23 protein-coding genes and 1 pseudogene are annotated in these 24,823 nt (G+C 64.3%); 13 read left to right on the top strand and 11 right to left on the bottom strand.

Features of this window, described 5'->3' with window-relative positions; translation table 11 throughout:
- The first annotated feature begins 93 nt into the window (after positions 1-93).
- The 4 genes from EC86_RS0101830 (at position 94) to EC86_RS0101815 (ending at position 4,103) form a co-directional block, all read left to right on the top strand.
- Positions 94-786 (top strand): response regulator transcription factor, encoded by a 693-nt coding sequence (locus EC86_RS0101830; RefSeq protein WP_029524010.1) that lies wholly within the window; start codon positions 94-96, stop codon positions 784-786.
- A 230-nt stretch (positions 787-1,016) separates the two neighbouring features.
- A complete protein-coding gene (locus EC86_RS0101825) occupies positions 1,017-2,414 on the top strand; it encodes a sensor histidine kinase (protein WP_029524009.1) in 1,398 nt (465 codons plus the stop codon).
- A gap of 11 nt (positions 2,415-2,425) precedes the next feature.
- Positions 2,426-2,842 carry an RNA-binding S4 domain-containing protein gene (locus EC86_RS0101820; RefSeq protein ID WP_029524008.1) on the top strand — a complete coding sequence of 139 codons (417 nt, stop codon included), beginning with the start codon at positions 2,426-2,428 and terminating at the stop codon, positions 2,840-2,842.
- 325 nt (positions 2,843-3,167) lie between these two features.
- Entirely contained in the window at positions 3,168-4,103 is a 936-nt protein-coding gene (locus EC86_RS0101815; RefSeq protein ID WP_036771731.1) for a hypothetical protein, read from the top strand.
- A gap of 176 nt (positions 4,104-4,279) precedes the next feature.
- Here EC86_RS0101815 and EC86_RS0101810 read toward each other — a convergent pair whose 3' ends face one another.
- Complete coding sequence (locus tag EC86_RS0101810) at positions 4,280-5,164, bottom strand: transporter substrate-binding domain-containing protein (protein WP_029524006.1); 885 nt, start codon at positions 5,162-5,164, stop codon at positions 4,280-4,282.
- Between the two features lie 192 nt (positions 5,165-5,356).
- Here EC86_RS0101810 and EC86_RS0101805 point away from each other — a divergent pair, with 192 nt between their 5' ends.
- The 6 genes and pseudogenes from EC86_RS0101805 to EC86_RS0101780 all read left to right on the top strand — a co-directional run bounded on the left by EC86_RS0101805 (position 5,357) and on the right by EC86_RS0101780 (position 10,040).
- Positions 5,357-6,463 (top strand): S-(hydroxymethyl)glutathione dehydrogenase/class III alcohol dehydrogenase, encoded by a 1,107-nt coding sequence (locus tag EC86_RS0101805; protein ID WP_029524005.1) that lies wholly within the window; start codon positions 5,357-5,359, stop codon positions 6,461-6,463.
- 62 nt (positions 6,464-6,525) lie between these two features.
- Positions 6,526-7,395, top strand: coding sequence for an S-formylglutathione hydrolase (gene fghA / locus EC86_RS0101800; RefSeq protein WP_029524004.1), 870 nt, complete (start codon positions 6,526-6,528; stop codon positions 7,393-7,395).
- 113 nt (positions 7,396-7,508) lie between these two features.
- Complete coding sequence (locus EC86_RS0101795; protein ID WP_029524003.1) at positions 7,509-7,808, top strand: BrnT family toxin; 300 nt, start codon at positions 7,509-7,511, stop codon at positions 7,806-7,808.
- Positions 7,798-8,085 carry a BrnA antitoxin family protein gene (locus tag EC86_RS0101790; protein ID WP_029524002.1) on the top strand — a complete coding sequence of 96 codons (288 nt, stop codon included), beginning with the start codon at positions 7,798-7,800 and terminating at the stop codon, positions 8,083-8,085. Before EC86_RS0101795 ends, EC86_RS0101790 begins: the two co-directional genes overlap by 11 nt.
- A gap of 23 nt (positions 8,086-8,108) precedes the next feature.
- A pseudogene (locus tag EC86_RS0101785) lies at positions 8,109-8,270 on the top strand (S-formylglutathione hydrolase); the annotation flags it as partial.
- 126 nt (positions 8,271-8,396) lie between these two features.
- Positions 8,397-10,040, top strand: a complete 1,644-nt coding sequence (locus tag EC86_RS0101780; protein ID WP_198026740.1) for a phosphoethanolamine transferase — start codon at positions 8,397-8,399, stop codon at positions 10,038-10,040.
- 13 nt (positions 10,041-10,053) lie between these two features.
- On the opposite strand, the gene EC86_RS0101775 is transcribed toward EC86_RS0101780, so the two are convergent.
- The 10 genes from EC86_RS0101775 to EC86_RS0101725 all read right to left on the bottom strand — a co-directional run bounded on the left by EC86_RS0101775 (position 10,054) and on the right by EC86_RS0101725 (position 20,761).
- Positions 10,054-10,659 carry a hypothetical protein gene (locus EC86_RS0101775; protein WP_029523999.1) on the bottom strand — a complete coding sequence of 202 codons (606 nt, stop codon included), beginning with the start codon at positions 10,657-10,659 and terminating at the stop codon, positions 10,054-10,056.
- 351 nt (positions 10,660-11,010) lie between these two features.
- Entirely contained in the window at positions 11,011-12,102 is a 1,092-nt protein-coding gene (locus EC86_RS0101765) for an acyltransferase family protein (RefSeq protein ID WP_029523998.1), read from the bottom strand.
- A 64-nt stretch (positions 12,103-12,166) separates the two neighbouring features.
- Positions 12,167-12,652, bottom strand: a complete 486-nt coding sequence (locus tag EC86_RS0101760; protein ID WP_029523997.1) for an acyl-CoA thioesterase — start codon at positions 12,650-12,652, stop codon at positions 12,167-12,169.
- Between the two features lie 114 nt (positions 12,653-12,766).
- The gene (locus tag EC86_RS0101755) at positions 12,767-13,720 is read right to left on the bottom strand and encodes an NAD(P)H-dependent flavin oxidoreductase (RefSeq protein WP_029523996.1); all 954 of its coding nucleotides are present in this window, start codon (positions 13,718-13,720) and stop codon (positions 12,767-12,769) included.
- 106 nt (positions 13,721-13,826) lie between these two features.
- Positions 13,827-15,617, bottom strand: a complete 1,791-nt coding sequence (locus tag EC86_RS0101750) for an acyl-CoA dehydrogenase (RefSeq protein WP_029523995.1) — start codon at positions 15,615-15,617, stop codon at positions 13,827-13,829.
- 94 nt (positions 15,618-15,711) lie between these two features.
- A complete protein-coding gene (locus tag EC86_RS0101745) occupies positions 15,712-16,644 on the bottom strand; it encodes an electron transfer flavoprotein subunit alpha/FixB family protein (protein WP_029523994.1) in 933 nt (310 codons plus the stop codon).
- Between the two features lie 22 nt (positions 16,645-16,666).
- Positions 16,667-17,416, bottom strand: coding sequence for an electron transfer flavoprotein subunit beta/FixA family protein (locus EC86_RS0101740; RefSeq protein WP_029523993.1), 750 nt, complete (start codon positions 17,414-17,416; stop codon positions 16,667-16,669).
- A gap of 195 nt (positions 17,417-17,611) precedes the next feature.
- Entirely contained in the window at positions 17,612-18,934 is a 1,323-nt protein-coding gene (locus tag EC86_RS0101735; protein WP_051675674.1) for a mechanosensitive ion channel family protein, read from the bottom strand.
- A 59-nt stretch (positions 18,935-18,993) separates the two neighbouring features.
- Positions 18,994-19,797, bottom strand: coding sequence for an enoyl-CoA hydratase (locus tag EC86_RS0101730; protein WP_029523991.1), 804 nt, complete (start codon positions 19,795-19,797; stop codon positions 18,994-18,996).
- A gap of 10 nt (positions 19,798-19,807) precedes the next feature.
- Positions 19,808-20,761, bottom strand: coding sequence for a histone deacetylase family protein (locus EC86_RS0101725; RefSeq protein WP_029523990.1), 954 nt, complete (start codon positions 20,759-20,761; stop codon positions 19,808-19,810).
- 41 nt (positions 20,762-20,802) lie between these two features.
- Here EC86_RS0101725 and EC86_RS0101720 point away from each other — a divergent pair, with 41 nt between their 5' ends.
- Genes EC86_RS0101720 through EC86_RS0101710 form a run of 3 tightly spaced genes read left to right on the top strand, consistent with a single transcriptional unit; the run spans position 20,803 to position 24,790 of the window.
- Positions 20,803-21,723, top strand: a complete 921-nt coding sequence (locus EC86_RS0101720; RefSeq protein ID WP_029523989.1) for an AAA family ATPase — start codon at positions 20,803-20,805, stop codon at positions 21,721-21,723.
- A gap of 20 nt (positions 21,724-21,743) precedes the next feature.
- Complete coding sequence (locus EC86_RS0101715) at positions 21,744-22,772, top strand: DUF58 domain-containing protein (RefSeq protein ID WP_029523988.1); 1,029 nt, start codon at positions 21,744-21,746, stop codon at positions 22,770-22,772.
- Positions 22,766-24,790 (top strand): transglutaminase TgpA family protein, encoded by a 2,025-nt coding sequence (locus EC86_RS0101710; RefSeq protein WP_029523987.1) that lies wholly within the window; start codon positions 22,766-22,768, stop codon positions 24,788-24,790. The genes EC86_RS0101715 and EC86_RS0101710 overlap by 7 nt, the downstream gene beginning before the upstream one ends.
- The last annotated feature ends 33 nt before the right edge of the window (positions 24,791-24,823 follow it).

The raw sequence follows: 24,823 nt of genomic DNA, 5'->3' as shown, positions 1-24,823 counted from the left end.
TCTCCTTGTAGTGGAATGAACCCCTTGATGATGCATGCCGTGGCTGTCAAACGGCTGTCCTGAAACCTAGGGGAAAGTGCTAATGTCCGGGCCATGACTTCGACTCTGAAATTGCTGCTGATTGAAGACGATGCCTCGATGCAGACCGCCTTGCAGCGCACGCTCGGCCGGCGCGGCATCGAGGTGTTCGCCTGCACCGACGGCCGGCTGGCCCTGGCGCAATGGACGGCCGTCCAGCCCGACGTGGTGGTGCTTGACCTGAGCCTGCCGGGCCTCGACGGCCTGCAGGTGCTGGCGCAGGCACGCCGCCAGGGGCTGGCCACGCCAGTGCTGATCCTGACGGCGCGCGGCACGGTGGGCGACCGCATCATCGGCCTGAACACAGGGGCCGACGACTACCTGCCCAAGCCCTTCGACCTGGACGAACTGGAGGCGCGTTTGCGCGCGCTGGTCCGCCGCCGCCCGGAATCCAGCACCAAATCTGGCTCTACCGCTTATTTGGCGGGCACTCTTCGCTATGAAAAAGAGAGTGGCGCCATCTACCACCAGGGCCTGGTGCTGGAACTCACGCCGCGCGAGCTGGCGCTGCTGCAGGCGCTCATCGTCAAGCCCGGCCATGCGGTGTCCAAGGAAAAGCTGTTCGAGCTGGTGTTTCCGGGCGAAGCCGAGGTGCAGTACGAAGCGGTCGAAGTGGTCGTCTACCGGCTGCGCAAGAAACTGATGGGGACCGGCGTGACGCTGGTCACGCTGCGCGGCCTGGGCTATTTGCTGAAGGTCGATGCGTGAGCCAGGATAAAGACAGCACAGCAAACGAAGCAGCCAGCGCGGAGGCTACTCCACACCAGCCAGGGCTATGGAACCGGCTTCGCCGGGCCATAGCCGCAGCGGCCCCCCTGGGGGGCAGCGAACCACACGCAGTGGGGAGCGTGGGGGCAAGTCCACGGCTTCGCCGGGCCATAGGCGCAGCGGCCCCCTCGGGGGGCAGCGCAGTACGCGAAGCGACAAGCGTGGGGGCAATCTCACTTCGCAGATATCTGTTGCTTGGCATCTTGCTGCCTGTCGGACTGCTGGTCATCGTGAACACCGTGGGACTGTACAGCCAGGCGTTCAGCGCCATCAACACCGCCTATGACCGCACGCTGCTGGCGTCGGCCAAATCGATTGGCGAACAGCTCGACGTGACCGGCTACGACGAGCTGTCCGTGTTGCGCGTCGCCGTTCCCTATGCCGCGCTCGAAGCCTTCGAGGCCGACAACCAGAGCCGCCTGTTCTACCGGGTGTCCAGCCTGGACGGCGAGATGGTGTCTGGTTTTGCCGGCCTGCCGTTCTGGCGCGGCCGCATTCCGGCCAAGCCGCCGTATTCGGCGCTGGTGGATTTTTACGACGACGTGTTTGGCGAAGACGCGGTGCGCGTCGCCGTGCTGCTGCAGCCGGTCGCCAGTTCCAAAGGCCGGGGAATGGCCGTCATCCAGGTGGCGGAAACGCTGGAATTGCGCACCACGCTGGCGCGCAAGATTTTGTTCGACACGCTGTGGCGCCAGGCGCTGCTGCTGGCCGTGATTGCGCTGGTGGTGGTGGTCGTGGTGCAGCGCGCCACGCGGCCGGTGCGCCGGCTCAGCGCCGAACTGCAGGCCAGGGCCGAAGGCGACCTGAGCGTCATCGACGCCCGGGATGCGCCGCGCGAACTGCTGCCGCTGGTCGATGCCACCAACCAGGTGATGGGCCGGCTGCAGCACCTGCTGGAAAACCAGAAGCGCTTCGTGCGCGACACCGCGCATCAGCTGCGCACGCCGCTGGCGGTGCTCAAGGTGCAGGTGCAGTCGGCGCTGCGCGGCGACCTGGACGCGAACGAGGCGCTGGCCGACATCAGCCATACGGTAGACCGCGCCACGCAGCTGGCCAACCAGATGCTGGCGCTGGCCAAGGTCGAACAGCTGCGCCAGCAGCCCGACCCGCAGGCCATCGACCTGGCCCAGGTGGCGCGGCAGGTGGCGCTGGACCTGTCGCCGCTGATTGCCGAAAAGGACATCGACTTCGGCATCGAGACGCAGCCCGGACGCGTCCAGGCGCATGAATGGATGCTGGGCGAGCTGACGCGCAACCTGCTGCACAACGCCATCAAGCACACGCCGCCGGGCGGAACGCTGACGGTGCGCACCGCCTGCGAGGCCGGCCGGGTGGTCTTGAGCGTCAGCGACAGCGGCCCCGGCATTCCGGACGAGCTGGCGGCGCGGCTGTACCAGCCCTTTTCGGCCGGCGACGTTCCCCACGGCTCCGGCCTGGGCCTGGCGATCTGCCTGGAGATCGTGCAGGCGCTGGGCGGCAGCATCGCCCTGGAAAATCGGCTTGCGAACGGCAAGGTGATGGGCCTGGAGGCCACGGTGCGCCTGCCGCTGGTTCAAAATAAAGATTGAAAGGATGTTGAATGGAAAAATTGCGTATTGACAAATGGCTCTGGGCCGCCCGCTTCTACAAGACGCGTTCGCTCGCCGTCGAGGAAATCGACAAGGGGCGCGTCCGCGTCAATGACCTGGAAGCCAAGCCTTCGCGCGAGGTCAAGCCGGGCGACACGGTGACGCTGCGGCAGGGAACGGTCATCCGCACGGTGGTGGTGCAGGGCGTCAGCAGCCAGCGCGGACCGGCGCCGGTGGCCCAGCAGCTTTATGAGGAAACCGAAGAAAGCCTGCGGCTCAAGGCCCAGGCCGCCGAGCAGCGGCACCTGACCAGCGACCCGGCCAGCAGCCTGGAGCACGGCCGCCCGACCAAGCGCGACCGCCGCAGCCTGGACAAGGCGCAGGGAAACGGCTGGGACAGCCGCTGGAGCGCCTCGGCCGACAAATAAGTGCTGCCGCTGCGGCCTTTGCTGGCTGACAAGCGGTCACAGCCACAGGCACGCAGCCCCCAGCAGGCGGCCTTCCGGACCAGGATTCCTGGCCGCTCATGAACCCTTGTTTCACAAGATTCAATAGTCCGTTTGCCAGATTGACCTGATCTGGTGAGGTTGCGATCATTGCCCGCGCCCCTCAAGCCGCCAACAGGCGGGAATATCTTGAAACCTTACCCGTGAAAATCCTGGCTGGAAAACGCACCGCCTTGTCCCGCATGCTGCATTACAACCAGTGGCGGCGCACTGTCAATGCGTCTAAAAATGGACCCGCAACCCACAGATGAAACCCAATATCGTTTTTCTCGTGATGTCCGCTGTCTGCAAGCCGGAAACAGTCGATCAGCTTGCAAGGTCCCTGGCGCCGCACACCGTACTGGTGCATCATGATTTTTCCCAGACGCCCGCATTTCCGCTCAGCGCTCCGAACGTCGTGTTCGTTCCCCATCCCAAGCGCACCGGCTGGGGGCTGTTCAGCTTTGTCGAGGGAATTTTTCACTCGATGCACTACGCGCTGGCCAACCTCGACTTCGACTACCTTCAGCTGTTGAGTCCCTCATGCCTGCCGATCAAGCCCATCGAGGAGTTTGAAGCGCATGTATCGGGCCCTGCCGAGGCACATTTCGACTGTGTTGACGTGTTGCACGACCAGGACGCGCTGATGTCCATCGGCTACCGGGCCTTCACACCCGACAACTCATTGCAGTTCCGGGTGGCCAGGCGGCTGTCCAACGTCTACTTCGGCGCCTCGCTGGGCAGGCGGGAAGAGGCGGGCATCTGGCTGCGCAGCGGCGAACGGCGAAATCCCGCGTCATGGCTCGCGCTTCAGTTCACGAAGGCACTGGGCCGGCAGTCCATCGGGCGGCATATTTTTGACGAAAACTATCGCGCCTATTACGGCACCACCTGGTTCGGCGCCCGCCGGCATGTCATCGCCGAAATGGTCGAGCAGTTCGAGCGCCCTGAGATACGAGGCTATTTCAGCCGACTGTGCCTGCCCGAGGAAATCGTGCTGCCCACGCTGCTGATGCATCTGCAATTGAACAAGGGGCCGATGAACCACTGTTTCCAGAACTTTGAACAGGCGCATCCGCGCCTGTTCGAGCCAAGGGACATCGAGCAACTGAAGCTATCCCCTGCCTTTTTTGCGCGCAAGTTCCCCGACGACCCGGCAGCGCCGGTTCGCACCAGAGTGCTTGGCGAGATGGTCGGTGTTTAGGCGCCGTGGTCGCCAGGCAGGAAAAAAGCGATGAAAGCGTGGCGCTCTGGCGAAGGTTCACGGCAAGGGCCGGGACAGCCGCTGGAGCGCCTCGGTAGAACGCCAGGAAATTGCTACGCTTTTAATAGCTACTTGCGCACGTTCCTATTACGCAAGAAGGCTTTTTTGTTCGAAAATCACAGCGCCGGCGCGTCGCTCATGGCCTTCAGGTTCGCCTTGAGCTGCTCGCTCATCGGCAGGTTCAGGTTCACGCCCTTGGGAGGAATCGGCGAGGCGAACCACTTGCTGTACATCTTCTCGAATTCGCCCGACTTCATCAGGCGGTTGATCGTGCCATCGACCAGCTTCTTGAATTCCGGGTCGTCCTTGCGCAGCATGCAGGCATAGGGCTCGACCTGCAGCGAGTCGCCGACCACTTCCAGCGCCGCTGGATTCTTGGAGTTCGCCATCAGGCCGAACAGCAGGATGTCGTCCATCGCAAACGCCAGCGCGCGGTCGTTTTCCACCAGCAGCAGCGAGTCGTCATGGTCCTTGCCCAGGATCAGCTGCAGGTCCAGGTTCTTGTCGGCGCTGTACTTGCGGATCACCTGCGCGTTGGTGGTGCCGGTGGTGCTGGCGACGGTCTTCCTGGCCAGGTCGGCATAGTTCTTGATGCCCGAGCTTTTCTTGGTCAGCAGGCGCGTGCCGGTGTAGAAATGGTTGGTGGCAAAGGCCACGTCCTTGGCACGGGTGCTGTTGTTGGTGGTCGATCCGCATTCGAGGTCGTATGTGCCGTTGACCAGCAGCGGAATGCGGTTTTGCGACGTGACCGGCATGGTGGCGACTTCAAGGTTCGGTTTTTTCAGCTTTCTGCGCACATCTTCCACGATGGCTTCGGTCAGCTCGACCGAAAAGCCGACGGCCTTGGTCGAGCCGATCAGGTAGCTGAACGGCACCGACGCCTCGCGGTAGGAGACGGTGATCTTGTTGCTGTCGCCAACCTTTTGCAGCGTCTGGGCGCTGGCGGCAGCGGCCATGCCAGCGGCCAGCAGGGCGGCGGTCATCAGTTTCGAGAGTTTCATGCTTTTTCTTTCAAGGATAAGAAGGGCTGAATCCGGGCCATCATGCCACGCAATATTCCGGCCAGCCGCCTGTAAACCCTGACAAACCGGGCCAAGCCAGCGCACGGCACCACGCCGATACAGCGACTCGCTTATAGTGCCAAGTCTTCCCCGTTCACCCTGCGCGCAAGCCTTCAACACCTCTATCCACCCATGAAAACCAAAGCCGCCGTTGCCTGGAAATCAGGCGAACCCTTGAGCATTGAAACCGTTGACCTCGAAGGTCCGAAGTTTGGCGAGGTGCTGGTCGAGATCAAGGCCACCGGCATCTGCCACACCGACTACTACACGCTCTCGGGCGCCGACCCGGAAGGCATCTTCCCGGCCATCCTCGGGCACGAAGGCGCGGGCATCGTGGTCGATGTCGGCCCCGGCGTGACCACGCTGCAAAAGGGCGACCACGTCATTCCGCTGTACACGCCCGAATGCCGCCAGTGCAAGTTCTGCCTGTCGCGCAAGACCAATTTATGCCAGCTGATTCGCGGCACGCAGGGCAAGGGATTGATGCCCGACGCGACCAGCCGCTTCAGCCTCGATGGGAAGCCGATCTTTCACTACATGGGCACGTCAACCTTCAGCAACTACACGGTGGCGCCCGAAATCTCGCTGGCCAAGATCCGCAAGGACGCGCCCTTTGACAAGGTCTGCTACATCGGCTGCGGCGTGACCACCGGCATTGGTGCAGTGCTGTTCACCGCCAAGGTCGAGGCCGGCGCGAACGTGGTGGTGTTCGGCCTGGGCGGCATCGGCCTGAACGTGATCCAGGGCGCGAAGATGGTCGGCGCCGACAAGATCATCGGCGTGGACATCAACCCGGCGCGCCAGACCATGGCGCGCAAGTTCGGCATGACGCACTTCGTCAACCCGAAGGAAGTCGAGAACGTGGTCGATGCCATCGTGCAGATCACCGACGGCGGCGCCGACTACAGTTTTGAATGCATCGGCAACACCCAGGTCATGCGCCAGGCGCTCGAATGCACGCACAAGGGCTGGGGCCGCAGCATCATCATCGGCGTGGCCGAGGCCGGTGCGGAAATCTCGACGCGGCCGTTCCAGCTGGTGACTGGCCGTAAATGGGAAGGCTCGGCCTTCGGCGGCGCGCGCGGGCGCACCGACGTGCCGAAGATTGTCGATTGGTACATGGACGGCAAGATCAACATCGACGACCTGATCACGCACACCATGCCGCTCGAAGACATCAACAAGGGGTTTGACCTGATGAAAAGCGGCGAGTCGATTCGCGGTGTCGTGCTTTATTAACAAAATCGGCCTTCTGCGCACGCTGGATCTGCGCAGGCAGCTATCAAATCAGTAGTAATTAGATGAATCCTGAAAACTTGGAACTCCTCAGCGAACATGCCTGCTTTGGCGGCACGCAGCGCTTTTACCGGCACGAGTCCCTTGAGATCGGCCTGCCGATGAAGGTCTCGGTGTTTTTGCCGCCGCAGGCATCTGCAGGCCCGGTGCCCGCCCTGCTCTACCTGGCGGGCCTGACCTGCAACGAGGAAACCTTCATGGCCAAGGCCGGCGCCCAGCGCCTGGCCGCCGAGCTGGGGCTGGCCTTGATCGCGCCCGACACCAGTCCGCGCGGCGCCGGTATTGCAGGCGAAGCCAACAGCTGGGATTTTGGCGTCGGCGCCGGGTTTTACCTCGATGCGACGCAACCGCCGTGGGCGCGGCATTACCGCATGGAAAGCTGGCTGACGGCCGAACTGCTGCCGCTGCTGGCCAGCGCCTTGCCGGTTGACGCAGCGCGCATCGGCATTTTCGGCCACTCGATGGGCGGCCACGGCGCGCTGACGCTGGCGCTGCGCCATCCGGGACTGTTCAAGTCGGTTTCGGCCTTCGCGCCCATCTGCGCGCCCAGCCAGTGCCCGTGGGGCCGAAAGGCGTTTGCCGGTTACCTGGGCAGCGACGAATCGGGCTGGCTGGCGCACGACGCCACGGCCCTGATGCAGCACCAACCCGTCGCGCCCTACCCCGGCGGCATCCTGATCGACCAGGGCCTGGGCGATAAATTCCTTGCCGGGCAACTACATCCCGAATTATTCGAAGCGGCCTGCGCTTCAGCCGGCCAGCCCCTAACACTGCGCCGCCACGCGGGCTACGACCACAGCTACTACTTCATCGCCAGTTTCATGGACGATCACCTGGCGCATCATGCCCGGCAACTGGCCCCAGCCGGAACGTAAACCCAGCGGGAGCCGCCATCTTGTTGGATGATTTGGATGGAGTGGGTTTGCAGCACAAAATGCATCTACAAAAATCGGTTGACCTTCAGAATTAAGGCATCTACAGTAAATAGATGGAAGTCAAACTGATCTGGGACGAGACCAAGCGCCGCTCCAACCTGGCCAAGCATGGGCTGGATTTTGGCGATGCGGGCGAAGTGCTCGAATCGCGCTTTCGCCTGGACATTGCGGTGGTACGTGGCGGCGAGTCGCGGATGCAGTCGGTTTCCTACGCACTGGGCTTTCTGGCGGTGCTGACGGTGGTTCACACCGAGCGCGAGGGTGCAACGCGCGTCATCAGCTTTCGCCCGGCAAGCAGCAAAGAACGTGAGGTTTACGATGCCTGGCTCGAAAACGAATGCAATGAACCGTGAGGAAGTGCTGGCCGCCGTGCGCGCCGTGCCACCGGCTAAAAACTTCGTCTGGGACGGCGTGGACGAGGACGAGCGCCCGGCCAGCGATGAGGAGTTGCGCGCTGGCGTGACTGCCCATCGCAAGCGCGGGCGCCCGGTTGGCGGTGCCACCAAGGAGCAGGTGGCGATTCGCTTTGACCGCGAGGTGCTGGCCGCCTTTCGCGCCGCCGGGCCGGGGTGGCAAACGCGCATGAACGATGCGCTCAAGGACTGGCTGCACACGCGTTCGCAGGGTTGAATTTGCAGGGCAGGCTGGGCCGCCTGGCCGGACAGTTGCATCCGCATCTGTTCGAAGCCGCCTGCGCTTCAGCCGGCCAGCCCTTGAGCCTACGCCGCCACACCGGCTACGACCACGGCTACTACTTCATCGCGACCTTCATGGCTGAGCACCTGGCGCACCATGCCGGCCAGTTGCAGCCTTAAGGCGGCCCTAAGCCGTTGGCCCGACAATACTGCGCTATGCCGCTGCACCTGCCTGACCTTTCCAAACCACCCGCCCCGTCCGCGCCGCGTTCTCTTTCCTTGAATGCAACAGCGCCGGTAGCCGGAATGCGCCCGCTCTGGGTGGTCGTGCTCGCCAGCTTCTGGATCGCCACCATTTGCAACGTGGCGCTGTGGCGCGCGCTGGCCCGGCTGCCCGACCTGACCAGCGGCCAGGCGGTCACGGTCAGTGTGGCGCTGGGGCTGGTGATCGGGCTGGCCACGGCCGGATTGCTCAGCCTGCTGGCCTGGCGCTGGACGCTCAAGCCGGTCATCATGCTGTTTTGCGTGTCGGCGGCTTTCGGCGCCTATTTCATGATGGCTTATGGTGTCGTCATCGACAAGGCCATGATGATCAACACGCTGCAGACCGATATGCGCGAAACGCGCGACCTGCTGAACTGGCGCCTGCTGGCCACCGTGCTGGTGCTGGCGGTGCTGCCCTGCGTGCTGCTGTGGCGCCAGCACATCCGGCTGCAAAGCCCGACGCGCCAGGCCGTCTCCAACCTGGCCGCGCTGCTGGCCAGTTGCGCCCTGCTGGTCGTGGTGCTGGTGCTGTTCTTTCAAAGCATCGCCTCGGTGATGCGCAACTATCCCCAGGTGCGCTACCTGATCAACCCGCTCAATTCCTTCTATGCGCTGGGATCGGTGGCGGCCCGGCCGTTTCAGCGCGACGAGTCGGCCATCCTGCCGCTGGGCGAAGACGCAAAGCTGGGCGCCAGCTACACCGCCCAGGCCAGGCCGCCGCTGCTGCTGCTGGTGCTGGGCGAAACCGGCCGCAGCGTCAATTTCGGGGTCAACGGCTACGGCCGCCCGACCACGCCCGGACTGTCAAAGGAAAACATCGCCAGCCAGCGCAACGCGTGGTCGTGCGGCACCAGCACGGCGGCCTCGGTGCCGTGCATGTTTTCCCATTTCGGGCGGGCGAACTACGAATCGCGCCCGGCCAATTACGAAGGGCTGATGGATGTGCTGCAGCATGCCGGCCTGGCCGTGCTCTGGCTCGACAACCAGTCGGGCTGCAAGGGCGTTTGCGACCGCGTTCCCCATGTCGATACCAGCCAGCTGAAGGTGCCCGGCCTGTGCGACGGCGGCGAATGCTTCGACGAAGTCATGCTTGCGGGCCTGGACGCGCGCATTGCAGCGCTGCCCGCCGAGCGCCGGGCCAAAGGCGTGGTGGTCGTGATGCACCAGATGGGCAGCCACGGGCCGGCCTACTTCAAGCGGTCGCCCGCCGCGTTCAAGAAATTCCTGCCCGAATGCACCGACAACGCCCTGCAAAGCTGCACGCAGCAAGGGCTGGTCAATGCCTACGACAACAGCATCGTCTACACCGACCACCTGCTGGCATCGAGCATCCAGTGGCTCAAGGCGCAGGAGCCGCTCGCATCGACCGCAATGCTCTACCTGGCCGACCACGGCGAGTCACTGGGCGAAAACAACATTTACCTGCACGGCATGCCCTACACCGTGGCGCCCGACGTGCAAAAGCATGTGCCGTGGATCACCTGGCTGTCACCCGGCTTCGAGCAGCGCAGCCAGATCACCACCGCCTGCCTGAAGCAGCAACTCGACGCGCCGATCAGCCATGACAACTACTTTCATTCGGTGCTGGGCCTGATGAACGTGCAGACCCGCGTGTACCAGTCCGGGCTGGACATCTATGCCCGCTGCCAGGCCGGGTCGGCCCAGGGCAAACCGGCTGCGCTTTAGCCAGCGGCCGGGCTCAGCACCCCGCCAGGGCGCAATAAGCCTTGCGGGTTTCAGGCGCGACGGCGTTCACGACTTGCTCATACGATGTTTTCTGCCGACCCAGCATGCGGGCGGAGGCAATGGTTTTTGACTTGCAGAACCAGTGGCAGGTGTGCTGCAGCAGGAACAGCTCGGCCGATACGGTGAATGCCTTGGCCTTGGGGCTGCGGTTGGCGCCATTTCTGGCTGCCTGGCTGATGCCTTGCGCGTGAATCGCCAGCGCCTTGCGCAGGTCAAAGGTGGCGGTGGGAAACAGCTTGTCGGCATAAGGAATGGTCAGCGGCAGCTTGCTGACCCGGGCCTCGGCTTCATCGACTTTCGAAAACTCGGCGCTGAAACGATTGAGCTGGTCGCACAGCGACGCCTCGGTGCTGCCGAGCAGGTTGAAAATCTGTTCGCGGCGCTCGCCATCGGATTCACCCAGCGCGCGCATGTAGCCCTCGGTCAGCGTTTCCATCAGCTTTTCGATCTGGTATTTTCCGAGGTGGCTGCCCAGCAGGGCAATGCGCCGGCTCTGGTATTTCGACTTGAGCATGTGCGCGGCGATGGCGACCAGCATCGCCAGCATAAAAATATCCATGGGTACGGTTTTTTAGGAAAGATTGGAAAGCGGGAAAGAGGAAAGCGAAGTCGGAAGTGTAGTCACCCGGCATTTTCGGTCAGGACGGCTAATGCTGAATCACCAGGCGGGCTGGCGGCATTGCAGTCACGCCGGCCACAGGCGTTGCCATTTGCACCCTGGCCTGAATCCAGTCCAGAACCAAGCCAAAAAACCAATGACAGCCGCCCCCTGCGTCGTGGCTGGGCCATGAAGCGGCGTTGAAGCTGGCCATGTTCAAGCATTAGGCGCTATTGATTCCATAGCTGCTTGCGCACGTTCAGTCTGCGCAAACGGCACTTTTTACTTGAATTTACGGTTTTTCACGCCGCATCAGGCAGCAAAGCGCAATTTGAGTCGGCCGGAATAAAGCGAAGCCCTGGATTCAACGTTTCGGTACAACACGCTGCCCGCGCCCACCGACAGCGCAAACGCCGCCAGCAAACCCGCCACATTGGCCAGCAAGTGCGCAGGCCAAAACCAGCTCACCACCGCGTTGACCAGCAGGCAGACCGGAAAGTGAATCAGGAAAATCGAATATGACATTTGTCCGACTCCGGCCAGTTGCCGCTGTGGCCAGCGTGGCGCACCTGGCCCTGAAGCCATGCGCTGCAAGAATACGAGCCCGAACGCCACAGCCAACGCCACCAGCAGCCGCCCCCTGAAATCAAGCAGCAGCGCAGTGCCGGCCAGCAAGCCGATGCACAGCAGCCACGCCCCGCGCCGGCCTGAGTTCGCGGCCCAAAAAGCCAGCATGCCCAAGCCGTAAGCGCCAAAGAAATACACCCCGGCCGTGTCCCAATGGCTGTTGTTATTGAACACGAACAGCGACGCCGCGCAAACCATCACCGTCAACACCAGTCCCGGCGCAACCGGCCAATCGAGCAAACCCGGCCAGCGCCGCTCAAGCCGCCGTGACAGGCTGAACAGCAGCACCGCCATGGCAAACAGCTGGAAATCAATCGCCACATACCAGACGCCGGCGGACAGCCCTTCAAATTCCAGCATGTCCTGCAGCAGCAGCCCATGCGCCAGCAACTGAAACAATGTCGGTGCAGACGGCAGCGAAGCATGGTCAAACCACGGACGCACCAGCGCGGCCACTGCCACGCTCGCCGCCACCGCCACCAGATAAGGCAGCAGCAGCCGCCGGTAGCGGCGCGCCATCAGCCTGCCCGGCGACGCAAAGGTCGCCTGGCCTTGCGGCGCCAGAGACTTGGCCGCCAGAAAACCGCCGATGACCAGAAACACCTGCACCGCCATGCGGCCGTAGTCATACAGCCAGTCGGTCAGGTCAGGCGCAAAGGGATAGAGCACATCCGACATCGGCCCGTAAAAAGCCAGGTGATGCCAGATGATGAGCACACAAGCCAACCCCTTGAGCGCGTCAATGCCAGGCTGGCGCAGATGAGCGGGCCGACCCATCAGGCCAGCAGACGCTGGCGCGCTGGTTCAGCTTCGCACGGGCGCCGGGCGATGAAACCGGCGTTCACGCGGGCTTGACGGTCAGCGCCTGCCGCCGCAGCTCGAACTCCCGACGCAACTCGCGGCGGATTTTGGCGTCGGCGTAGCGTCGGATCTGATCAGGCGTTTCGGGTTCGAGCGGCGCAATGGCTTTGGGCTTGCCGTCTTCGCCCACGGCGACCATCGTGAAAAAGCAGCTATTGGCATGCCGCACGCTTTGACCACGGATGTTTTCGGTGATCACCTTGACGCCCACTTCCATCGACGTGTTGCCGGTGTAGTTGACCGACGCCAGCAGCGTGACCAGCTCGCCCACATGAATCGGCTGGCGGAACATGACCTGATCGACCGACAGGGTGACGACGTACTCGCCCGCGTAGCGGCTGGCACAGGCGTAGGCGACCTGGTCGAGCAGCTTGAGGATGGTGCCGCCGTGGACATTGCCGGAAAAGTTAGCCATGTCCGGCGTCATCAGCACGGTCATGCTGAGTTGGTGATTGGGCAGGGGCATGGAGGGACTGGAAAATGGAAACCGCGATGTTACCGCTGATCGCTGCGCTGGCTGTGCGGCTCATCCGTTCCGAAACCGAGTCCGAGACCGAAAAGTCCACGATAAACCGCCCCCTCAACCCAGCAACCGCGCCCGCGCCTCTTCGTATTCGCGCCGGAGCTGGGCCACAAAGGCTGCCGTGGGCTGCACCTTGCTGACGCTGCCGATGCCCTGGCCGCAGCCCCAGATGTCTTTCCAGGCTTTGCTCTTGTCGCCGCCGAAGTTCATCTTGCTCGGGTCGCTTTCAGGCAGCTTGTCGGGGTCCATGCCGGCGGCTCGGATCGACGGCGCCAGGTAGTTGCCGTGAACGCCGGTGAACAGGTTGCTGTAGACGATGTCGTCGGAATTGCTTTCGACAATCGCCTGCTTGTAGGCGTCTGACGCCCGGGCTTCTTCGGTGGCGATGAAGGCCGAACCGATGTAGGCAAAGTCGGCGCCCATGGCCTGCGCGGCCAGCACCGCACCGCCGGTTGAAATCGAGCCTGACAGCGCCACCGGGCCATCAAACCACTGGCGGATTTCCTGGATCAGGGCAAACGGGCTTTTCACGCCGGCGTGGCCGCCCGCGCCGCAAGCCACCGCCACCAGGCCGTCGGCGCCTTTTTCAATCGCCTTGTGCGCATGCTTGTTGTTGATGATGTCGTGCAGCGTCACGCCGCCCCAGCCATGCACCGCCTGGTTCAGGTCCTCGCGCGCGCCCAGCGAGGTGATGATGATGGGCACCTTGAAGCGCGCGCACACTTCCAGGTCGTGCTCCAGCCGGTCATTGGACTTGTGGACGATCTGGTTGATGGCGAAGGGCGCGGCCGGATTGTCCGGATTGGCCAGGTTGTAGGCCGCCAGCGTCTCGGTGATCTCGGCCAGCCAGTCTTCGAGTTGCGCGGCTGGACGCGCATTGAGCGCCGGCATCGAGCCGACGACGCCGGCCTTGCATTGCTCGATGACAAGCTTCGGGTTGCTGATGATGAACAGCGGCGAGCCGATGATGGGCAGGGGCAGGTGGTTCAGGGCGCCGGGCAGTCTGGACATGGTTGTCTCCGTGATCGTTTGTCTATTTTTTTAAGTAAAAAATGGCTTTTGCGCACGGCTGGCATGCGCAAGCAGCTATCAATTCAGAAGCAAAACCGGATCGCGCTCAAAACGCGTCCAGCGCCAGCGCATTCACGCTGCTTGCGCCTTCGACGATGCTGTCGCGCATGCCGGGCGCCTTGGTCAGCAAGTGGTCGGCGTAAAAGCGCGCGGTGGTGATCTTGGCCTGCATGAACGCGACATCGACACCCTGCGCCAGCTGCTCCTGGGCCACCAGCAGCGAACGCGCCAGCTGCCAGCCCGCCACCACGTTGCCCGCGAGCATCAGGTAAGGCACGCTGCCGGCGAACACCGCGTTCGGGTCGCTCCGGGTGTTGGCGGCGACGAACTCGACGACATCGACAAGGGCTTCGCGGCCGGCCTTCAGGCGCCTGGCCACGGCCAGCGCGTCGGCGCTGCCTTGCGCGACCAGTTCGCTTTCAGTCGTCTCGATCTGCGCGGCAACGCCCTTCGCCGTCTGGCCGCCGTCGCGCGCGGTCTTGCGGCCGACCAGGTCGTTGGCCTGGATGGCGGTCGTGCCTTCGTAGATCGTCAGGATGCGCGCATCGCGGTAGTACTGCGCCGCGCCGGTTTCCTCGATGAAACCCATGCCGCCATGGACCTGCACGCCCAGCGAGGTGACTTCCTGGCTCATCTCGGTGCTGTAGCCCTTGACCAGCGGCACCATGAATTCGTAAAACGCCAGGTTCTGCTTGCGCACCTCGGCATCCGGATGGTGGTGCGACGCGTCATAGGCCGCAGCGGCGACGGTGGCCATGGCGCGGCAGCCTTCGGTGTAGGCGCGCATCGTCATCAGCATGCGCTTGACGTCGGGATGGTGAATGATGGGTGCGCTGGCCTTGATCGAGCCATCGACCGGGCGGCTTTGCACGCGGTCCCTGGCAAAGGCCACAGCCTTCTGGTAGGCACGCTCGGCCATCGAGATGCCCTGCACGCCCACGGCGTAGCGCGCCGCATTCATCATGATGAACATGTATTCGAGGCCGCGGTTTTCCTCGCCGACGATATAACCCACGGCGCCGCCATGGTCGCCAAACTGCAGCACGGCCGTCGGCGATGCCTTGATGCCCAGCTTGTGCTCGATGCTGACGCAATGCACGTCATTGCGCGCGCCCGGCGTGCCGTCCGCGTTGACCATGAACTTGGGAACGACAAACAGGCTGATCCCCTTGACGCCCTCGGGCGCGCCGCTTGCGCGGGCCAGCACCAGGTGGACGATGTTTTCGGCCATGTCGTGCTCACCGTAGGTGATGTAGATCTTGGTGCCGAAGACCTTGTACGTGCCGTCGGCCTGCGGTTCGGCGCGGGTGCGCACGGCGGCCAGGTCGGAGCCGGCCTGCGGCTCGGTCAGGTTCATGGTGCCGGTCCACTGGCCGCTGACCAGCTTTTCCAGGTAGACCGCTTTCAGCTCGCTTGACCCGGCCGTCAGCAGCGCCTCGATGGCGCCATCGGTCAGCATGGGGCACAGCGCAAAGCTCATGTTGGCCGAGTTGAGCATTTCGCCGCAGACCGCGCCAATGGTCTTGGGCAGGCCCTGGCCGCCAAAATCGGCCGGGTGCTGCAGGCCCTGCCAACCACCTTCGGCATATTGTTTGAAGGCTTCCTTGAAGCCGGGCGTCGTCGTGACCACGCCGGCCTTGAAGCTCGATGGATTCTGGTCGCCGTCCCAGTTCAGCGGCGACAGCACGCCCTCGGTGAACTTGGCGCACTCCTGCAGCACCGCCTCGGCCGTTTCATAACCCGCGTCTTCAAAGCCCGGGATTTGCGCAATCTGGTCGATACGGGCCAGGTGCTGGATGCCAAACAACATGTCTTTAAGGGGTGCTTTGTAGCTCATCTTTTCTCTCCAATAAATCAACAGTTGCCCGGCCTCCCAGGCAGTCCAGATAAAAAAAAGGCGTCCATTAGACGCCCTTTCGCTTTGTTTTGCTTTACAGCGCGGCGACCAGTTCAGGCACAGCGGTGAACAGGTCGGCCTCCAGCCCGTAGTCGGCCACGCCGAAGATCGGCGCCTCGGCGTCCTTGTTGATCGCCACGATGACCTTGGAGTCCTTCATGCCGGCCAGGTGCTGGATCGCGCCCGAGATGCCCACGGCCACGTAGAGCTGCGGCGCGACGATCTTGCCGGTCTGGCCGACCTGCCAGTCGTTGGGCGCGTAACCGGCATCGACCGCGGCGCGGCTCGCGCCCATCGCGGCGCCGAGCTTGTCGGCCAGCGGCTCCATCACCTCATGGAACTTCTCGCTCGAGCCCAGCGCGCGGCCGCCCGAGACGATGACCTTGGCCGCCGTCAGCTCGGGGCGGTCACTCTTGGCGATTTCCGAACCCAGGAAGGACGACTTGCCGCTGTCTGCCACGCCGCTGGCAACTTCGATGCTTGCCGAGCCGCCGGTGGCAGCGGCGGCATCAAAGCCGGTGGTGCGAACGGTGATGACCTTCACCGCGTCCAGGCTCTGCACGATGGCAATGGCGTTGCCGGCGTAAATCGGGCGCTCAAAGGTGTCGGCCGCATCAACCTTGGTGATGTCCGAAATCTGGCCGACGTCGAGCAGCGCCGCGACGCGCGGGGCGATGTTCTTGCCCGACGCCGTGGCCGGGAACAGCAGGTGCGAATAAGCGCCGGCGATGGCGATGACTTGCGCGGCCATGTTCTCGGCCAGGCCGTGGGCGAAATGCTCGCCATCCACGTGGATGACTTTGCTCACGCCGGCAATCTGGCTGGCCGCTTGCGCGGCGGCGGCGGCATTCAGGCCGGCCACCAGCACATGCACGTCACCGCCGCACTGGGCAGCGGCGGTCACGGTGTTCAGGGTCGCCGGGCGGATGCTGGCGTTGTCGTGTTCTGCAATGACTAAGGAGGTCATGGTTGTGGTGCTCCGTTTTAATTTAGATGACTTTGGCTTCGTTGCGCAGCTTGTCCACCAGCGCGGCGACGTCGGCGACCTTGATGCCGGCGCTGCGCTTGGGCGGCTCGCTGACCTTGATCGTCTTGATGCGCGGGGCGGCATCGACGCCCAGGTCGGCCGGCTTGACGTTTTCGAGCGTCTTTTTCTTGGCCTTCATGATGTTGGGCAGCGTGACGTAGCGCGGCTCGTTCAGGCGCAGGTCGGTCGTGATGATCGCCGGCAGGGTCAAGGAAAGCGTTTCCAGGCCGCCATCGACTTCGCGCGTGACCTTGGCTACGCCATCGGCCACTTCGACTTTCGAGGCAAACGTCGCCTGGCCCCAGCCCAGCAGCGCAGCCAGCATCTGCCCGGTCTGGTTGCAGTCATCATCGATGGCCTGCTTGCCCAGGATCACCAGTTGGGGTTGTTCCTTGTCCACCAGCGCCTTGAGCAGCTTGGCCACGGCCAGCGGCTGGAGTTCTTCCGCAGTCTCGACCAGGATGGCGCGGTCGGCGCCAATGGCCATGGCGGTGCGCAGCGTTTCCTGGCACTGCAGCACGCCGCATGAAACGGCGATCACTTCCGTCGCCACGCCCTTTTCCTTCAGGCGCACGGCTTCCTCGATGGCGATCTCGTCGAACGGGTTCATGCTCATCTTGACGTTGGCGATGTCGACGCCGCTGCCGTCGCTTTTCACGCGCACCTTGACGTTGTAATCGACGACGCGCTTGACGGGGACCAGGATTTTCATGACGGGGCTCCAAAAATTGTTGATTGACGTTGACGTAAACGTAAGCTCTGCATTCTATGCCGGGGCACCCGGGGTGCCGTGCGGCCGTCCTGCGAAATAAAAACGTATCTTGCCGCAGAAATAAAAAAGAACGATCGTTCTATTTTATTATAAAGGGCATCCCACCCCAAATTAGAGCACTTCCTCCATTAGCCGTCATCCAGGTTCCGGCAGGGCTTTCCCGGAGCCGGCGGCCGGTATCGATGGCCCAGAGTCCGTTTCTGGGGCCCGGTCTGCCCGGGTGTGAATCACCCGCTGCGGATAAGGAATCTCGATATGGTGCGCGCGCAATGATTGCAGGATAGCCAGGTTGATCTTCGAGCGCACGTTCTGCTGGCCGTTTTCCGGGTCGCAGATCCAGTAGTTCAGCGTGAATTCCAGCCCATCGGCGCCAAAATTGGTCAGGTTGACCCCCGGCGCCGGCTCCGGCAGCACGCGCTCCTGCGCCAGCGCCGCCTCGGTCAGCAGGCGCATCACCAGTTCCTCGTCGCTGTCATAACCGACCGACACCACGGTGGACTGCAACACCCGCGTATCGGTCAGCGACAGGTTTTCGATCCGGTTGATGATGAACATCTCGTTGGGCACGATGGATTCGCGCCCAGACGGCGCACGCACCACGGTGTACCTAGCATTGATGTCGGTGATACGGCCTTCGAAGTTGTCGACGCGTATGTTGTCGCCGATGCGCACGCTGCGCTCGGCCAGCATGACAAAGCCGCTGACGTAGTTGGAAGCGAGCTTTTGCAGGCCAAAACCCACGCCCACGCCAATCGCGCCGCCCAGCACCGACAGCGCCGTCAGGTCGATGCCCACGGACGACAGCGCCATCAGCAGGCCGACAAACATCAGCGCCGCGCGCGTAGCATTGCTGACCGCCTTGCGCAGCGACAGCTCGCCGCCGGTGGCCGAGCGCAGCAGCCGGCTTTCAATCGCCGACGAGATCCACAGCGTGATCAGCAGCACGACGCCGGCCGTCAGCACGCCCTGCAGCAAGGCGCGCACCGACAGCAGCGAACCGCCAACATTCCACTTGATGCCGTCGAGTTCGTCCAGGATGATGGGCAGCAGGCCGCTGACCCACAGCACCATCAGCGCCCAGGCCAGCCACGAGAAGGTGCGCTCCAGCGCGCGCACCACCGGCGCGTCCTTGAAAGCGGCGTGCAGCACCTTGACGCTCAGGCGTATGGCCGCCAGCGCCAGCAGCACCGGAATGGCCAGCCGAAACAGCGCCAGCGGAAACAGCCGGGCCAGCAGCGTCTGCGCGACATACGCCAGGGTCAGCAGCAGCAGCGGAAACAGCGCGCCATCGACAATGCGCCGGCCAAACAGGATGGACGAGTCGTTTTGCACTTGCTGCGCGCGGCTCAGCACCTTCACCGCCAGCCAGGCGAGCAGCACGCAGGCCATCAGCGATGCCAGCTCGATCAATGCGTTGGGCCGGGTCATGGCCCGCAGCCAGGCATCCAGGCTTTCCATGGATGCAGGCGCGGCAGCCGAGGCAGGCGTGACAGCGGAAGCAGGAACCTCAGCCGGGCTCACGGCACCGGCCACTGAGGTTTTCGTTTCTCGACGAAGGCCTGCACGCCCTCCTGCGCAACGGGGTGCATCATGTTGCAGGCCATGGCCTGCCCGGCCAGCTGATAGGCCGCTTCAATGCCGGTTTCACGCTGCTGGTAAAACAGCGCCTTGCCCATGGCGACGGCTTCGCGCGGCTTGGCCAATATCGCCTGCACCATTTTTTCGACCTCGTCGTCGAGCGCCTCCAGCGGCACGACGCGGTTGACCAGCCCCCGCACGCGCGCCTCGTCGGCACTGATGAAGTCGCCGGTCAGCAGCATTTCCATGGCCTGCTTGGCGGGCATGTTGCGCACCAGCGGCACGCTGGGCGTGGCGCAGAACAGGCCGACATCGATGCCGTTGACGCCAAAGCTGGCGCCGCTGGCGGCCACGGCCAAATCACTTTGCGCCACCAGCTGGCAACCGGCGGCCGTGGCCAGCCCCTGCACCCGGGCAATCACCGGCACCGGCAGCTTCTGGATGCTCATCATCATGCGGCTGCACTGGGCAAACAGCTTCTGGTAATAGCCAAGTTCCGGCAGGGCGCGCATTTCCTTCAGGTTGTGGCCGGCGCAAAACGCCTTGCCCTGCGCCGACAGCACCACGATGCGCGCCGATTCGTCCAGCGCAATGGCGTCGAGCGCCGACTGCAGCGCGGCCAGCATGTCCTCGCCCAGCACATTGAAGGACGCCGGCCGGTTCAGGACCAGGCAGTGAACGCCGCGCTCGTCACGGGTATGCAGCAGCGGTGATGAAACCTCGGCCAAAGAAATAACACTCATGAAAAAATTCCTATAAATCAGCCAACACGCGGATATGCGCCTCGACACTGCGCCCCAGCGCGCCGAGGTGGTAACCGCCTTCGAGCGCGGACACGATGCGGCCTTTTGCATGGCGGTCGGCGACCTGCTTGATGCGCCCGGTGATCCAGGCGAAATCCTGTTCGGTCAGGTTCATCTGGCCCAGGTCGTCGTCGCGGTGGGCGTCGAAACCGGCGCTGATGAAGATCATCTCAGGCCTGAATTCCTCCAGCCGGGGCATCCACATCAGGTCGATCAGTTCGCGAACGTCCATGCCCCGGGTGTAAGCCGGCACTGGCAGGTTGACCATGTTGGGCGCCACGCTGTCGGCGCCGCTGAACGGGAACAGCGGATGCTGGAAAAAGCTCACCATCAGGATGCGCTCGTCGCCCCGGACGATGTCGGCGGTGCCGTTGCCGTGATGCACGTCGAAGTCAACAATCGCCACCCGCTTCAAACCATGGCGCTCCAGCGCGTACTTGGCGGCGATGGCAATGTTGCTGAAAAAACAAAAACCCATGGCTTTGCCCCGCTCGGCATGGTGGCCCGGCGGCCGCACCGCGCAAAAGGCATTGGCCATCTCGCCGGCGATGACGCTGTCGGTAGCCGCAATGACGGCGCCTGCCGCGCGCAGGGCGGCGCTCCAGGTGTGGACATTGAGCGAGGTGTCGGGGTCGATCTGCGCATGGCTCGGGCCGCCGGCCAGGATGTCATCGGCGAGCTGGTCGCTCAGGCCACGGATGGCCGCCACCAGCATGCGGTCGTGCGCCAGCTCGATGTCGCCGATGGGCGCGAGCGGCGCTTCCCGGCGGTCCAGCAAGTCGGCCAGGCCGCTGGCCAGAAGCTGGCGCTCGATGGCGTCCAGCCGCTCGGGGCATTCGGGATGGCCCGGCCCCATTTCATGTTTCCAGCAATCCGTGTGGGTGAAATAGCCGGTTTTGTTCATGACAAGTAAATCATGTTAAAAATTACGTTATGGTTCAAAGCATGCATGTGAAAGAAAAACTCCAGGCCCTCCTGAATCAGCTTAACACGGTGATTGTGGGCAAGACCGCCCATGTCAGCGACTGCGTGGCCTGCCTGCTGGCGGGCGGCCACCTGTTGATCGAGGACGTTCCGGGCGTCGGCAAGACCACCCTGGCGCATGCGCTGTCGCGCTCCTTCGGGCTGCAGTTCTCGCGCGTGCAGTTCACCGCCGACCTGATGCCCAGCGATTTGTCGGGCGTGTCGATCTACGAGCGGCAAAAGGAAAGCTTCGTGTTCCACCCCGGGCCGATGTTTGCCCAGGTGCTGCTGGCCGACGAGATCAACCGCGCCAGCCCCAAGACGCAGAGCGCGCTGCTGGAGGCCATGGAAGAAAAGCAGGTGACCATCGAAGGCCAGACGCGCCCGCTGCCGCTGCCGTTTTTTGTCATCGCCACGCAAAACCCGCACGACCAGCTTGGCACCTACGCGCTGCCCGAGTCGCAGCTCGACCGCTTCCACATGCGCATCTCGCTCGGCTACCCGGACCGCGCCGCCGAGCGCGAACTGCTCAGGGGCGCCGACCGGCGCGAGATGTTGGATGCCCTGCCGGCCATGCTGGCGCCGCGCGAGTTGCTCGAACTGCAGCAACTGGTCCAGCAGGTGCATGCCGCCGAGCCGCTGCTGAACTACCTGCAGGACCTGATCGCCGCGACCCGCTCGGGCCGATGGTTTGTGCAGGGCCTGAGTCCGCGCGCCGGCATCGCCATCATGCGGGCGGCCAAGGCGCAGGCCTTCTTGAGCGGCCGGGATTACGTCGCGCCCGACGACATCGCCGCCATCTTGCCGCAGACCGCCGCGCACCGGCTGGTGCCGGTGAGCAGTGCCGGCCGGGGCGCCCTTGAACAGGTGCGCGCCATGCTGGACGCCGTGCCGCTGCCTTGACGCGCGGACCTGCTCTTTTCATGGCCGCGTTCGCCTTCCTTTCCAAGCCGGCATCGTTTGTCAGGACACGCTTTGGGCACTGGTTCGAAGCCCGCCTGCCGCTGTCCGACAGCGTGACGCTGACCCAGCGGACCGTCTACATCCTGCCGACGCGCCCCGGCCTGATGCTTTTTCTGACCCTGCTGGTGCTGCTGGTCGCCTCGATCAACTACCAGCTCAACCTGGGCTACCTACTGACCTTCCTGCTGGCCGGAACGGCGCTGGTCGGCATGCATGTCTGCCACGGCACGCTGCGCGGTCTTGCCATGAATTTGATAGCGCCTCATGCCCACTACGCGGGCGCAAGCACCGCTTTTGACATCAAACTCACGAATGCGCGGCGCTCCGTGCGCCACGGCATCGGCCTGGGACTGCTGGACCCGCAGGCGGTCGACGGGCAAGCGGGCGCAGGGCGGCGCTTAGCCTGGACCGACGTGCCAGCGCAAGGCAGCAGCCTGGTGCAGGTGGCCTTCACGCCGCAGCGGCGCGGCCTGCACCGACTGCCGACGCTGACGGCGGAAACCCGTTTTCCGCTGGGCACCTTTCGCGTCTGGACGGTCTGGCGGCCCGCCGCGCAGGTCATGGTCTACCCGGCGCCCGAGGCCAGCGCGCCGCCGCTGCCACCCGGTGAACCGCGCGCGCAGGGCGCGGGCGATGCGGCGCGCGCCCAGAGCAGCGGCGAATTCGACGGCGTGCGCGGCTACCGGCGCGGCGATCCGCTGAAGCACGTGCTCTGGAAAAAAGCCGCCAAGGCCGGCGAACAAGGCGGTGAAAGCGCCGGGCTGGTGGTGCGCGACACCCAGCAGGCGCAGCGCCATGAACTCTGGCTCGACATCCGGCAGGCCGGTGCGCCGGACCTGGAGCGCCAGCTGTCGCGGCTGTGCGCCTGGGTGCTGCAGGCCGACCGGCTCGGCCTGCGCTACGGCCTGCGCCTGCCTGCTCGCGACATTGCTCCGGCCAGCGGCGAAGCCCACAAGCGCCATTGCCTGGAGGCGCTGGCCACATGCTGACGCCCGGGCTGGCCACGCTGCGAAGCTTGCCGCGCGACGGCCGCGACACGCTGTTCCTGCTCGCGGTGATTGCCTGGGTGCTGCTGCCGCAGGCAGGCCGGCTGCCGCTGTGGTGCAGCCTGGGCGCCGGCGCGGTGCTGCTTTGGCGCGGCTGGCTGGCGCTCGATGCCCGCGCCCTGCCCGGCAAGCGCTGGCTGGCGCTGCTGCTGGTAATGACCCTGGCCGGGACTTACGTCACGCACGGCACGCTGCTGGGCCGCGACGCCGGCGTGACGCTGCTGGTGGTGCTGATCACGCTCAAGACGCTGGAACTGCGCGCCAAGCGCGACGCCTTCGTGATTTTTTTCCTCGGCTTTTTCTGCATACTGAGCAACTTCTTTTATTCGCAGTCGCTGCTGACCGCCGTCAGCATGGTGCTTGGGCTGCTGGGCCTGCTGACGGCGCTGGTCAATGCCCACATGCCGGTTGGCAAGCCGCCGCTGGCGCAGGCTGCCAAAACCGCCGGCGCCATGGCCCTGTTTGGGGCGCCCATCATGCTGGTGCTGTTCGTGCTGTTTCCGCGCATGGCGCCGCTGTGGGGCGTTCCCAGCGATGCCATGACCGGGCGCAGCGGCCTGAGCGCCAGCATGGAAGTCGGCACCATCGCCACGCTGGCGCTGGACGACAGCGTCGCCATGCGCATCAAATTCGACGGCGAGACACCTCCGCAACGCGAGCTGTACCTGCGGGGGCCGGTGCTGTCCAGCTTCGACGGCCGGCAGTGGCTGCCCTTGCGCGCCAGCCTGCCAGCGCACTACGCCCTGCCCGCCGATTTGCAGGTATCCGGCCAGCCGGTGCCGTATGAAGTGACGCTGCAGCCGACCAACCGGCCCTGGCTGTTCGTGCTCGAAGCGGCGGCGCAAAGCCCGGTGCTGCCGGGCTACCGCAGCGTGATGCAGGACGACCTGCAGTGGATCACCAACCGGCCCGTGACCGACCTGGTCCGCTACAAGGCCATCAGTTACCCGAATTTCAACCATGGGCCGCAGCAGCAGGTGCTGGGCCTGCAGGAGTTCGTCGATCTGCCGCCGGGCTTCAACCCGCGCACGCTGGCGCTGGCCGCCTACATACGGCGCGACCCGCGCTATGCGCAGGCTGGCGCCAGCGCGCTGGTGCAGGTGGCGCTGGAGCGGCTGCGCACGGGCGGCTACAGCTACACGCTGGAACCCGGCGTCTATGGCCGGGACACCGCCGACGAGTTCTGGTTTGACCGCAAGGAGGGTTTTTGCGAGCACATTGCATCGAGTTTCGTCATCTTGATGCGCGCGCTCGACATACCGGCGCGCATCGTCACCGGCTACCAGGGCGGCGAGATGAACAGCGTGGACGGCTTCTGGGTGGTGCGGCAAAGCGATGCGCATGCCTGGGCCGAAGTCTGGCAGGACGGACGCGGCTGGATGCGCGTCGATCCGACCTCGGCCGTGGCACCCGGACGCACCGGCGCCTTCCAGCGGCTGGCCCCGCCCCGGGGAGCGGTCGCGCAGGCCTTTGGCAACTTCAGCCCGACCCTGTCGGCGCAGTTTCGCGCCACCTGGGAAGCGGTCAACAACGGCTGGTCCCAGTGGGTGCTCAACTACACGCAGGGCCGGCAGCTGAACCTGCTGAAGGACATCGGCTTCAAATCTCCCGGCTGGGAAGACCTGGCCACGCTCTTGATCGGCGTCATCGTGCTGGCCAGCGTGGCGGGCGGCGGCTGGGCCTGGTGGGAGCGCATCCAGCACGACCCGTGGCTGCGGCTCCTGAGCCAGGCGCGCAGGCGGCTGGCCCGCGCCGGCATCGACAGCACGCCCGCCACGTCGCCGCGCCAGCTGGCCCGGCAGGTGATGCAAAAATATGGACCCCGGGGACAGCCGCTGCATGACTGGCTGATGCAGCTGGAAATACAGCGCTATGCCGCCCCATCGGCCACGCCCAAGAGCCAGGCCCGGCAATTCGGCCTTCTGAATCAGCAACTTCGCCGCCTCAGCTGGCCTGCTTAAAATCCAAAAGCCTGATCGCCAGGCTCACCCATA

Origin of the sequence: Polaromonas glacialis, from assembly GCF_000709345.1 — a bacterium.
Taxonomy (GTDB): domain Bacteria; phylum Pseudomonadota; class Gammaproteobacteria; order Burkholderiales; family Burkholderiaceae_C; genus Polaromonas; species Polaromonas glacialis.
Note: the sequence above shows the minus strand (reverse complement) of the source record. Positions and strands in the feature narration are given on the sequence as shown.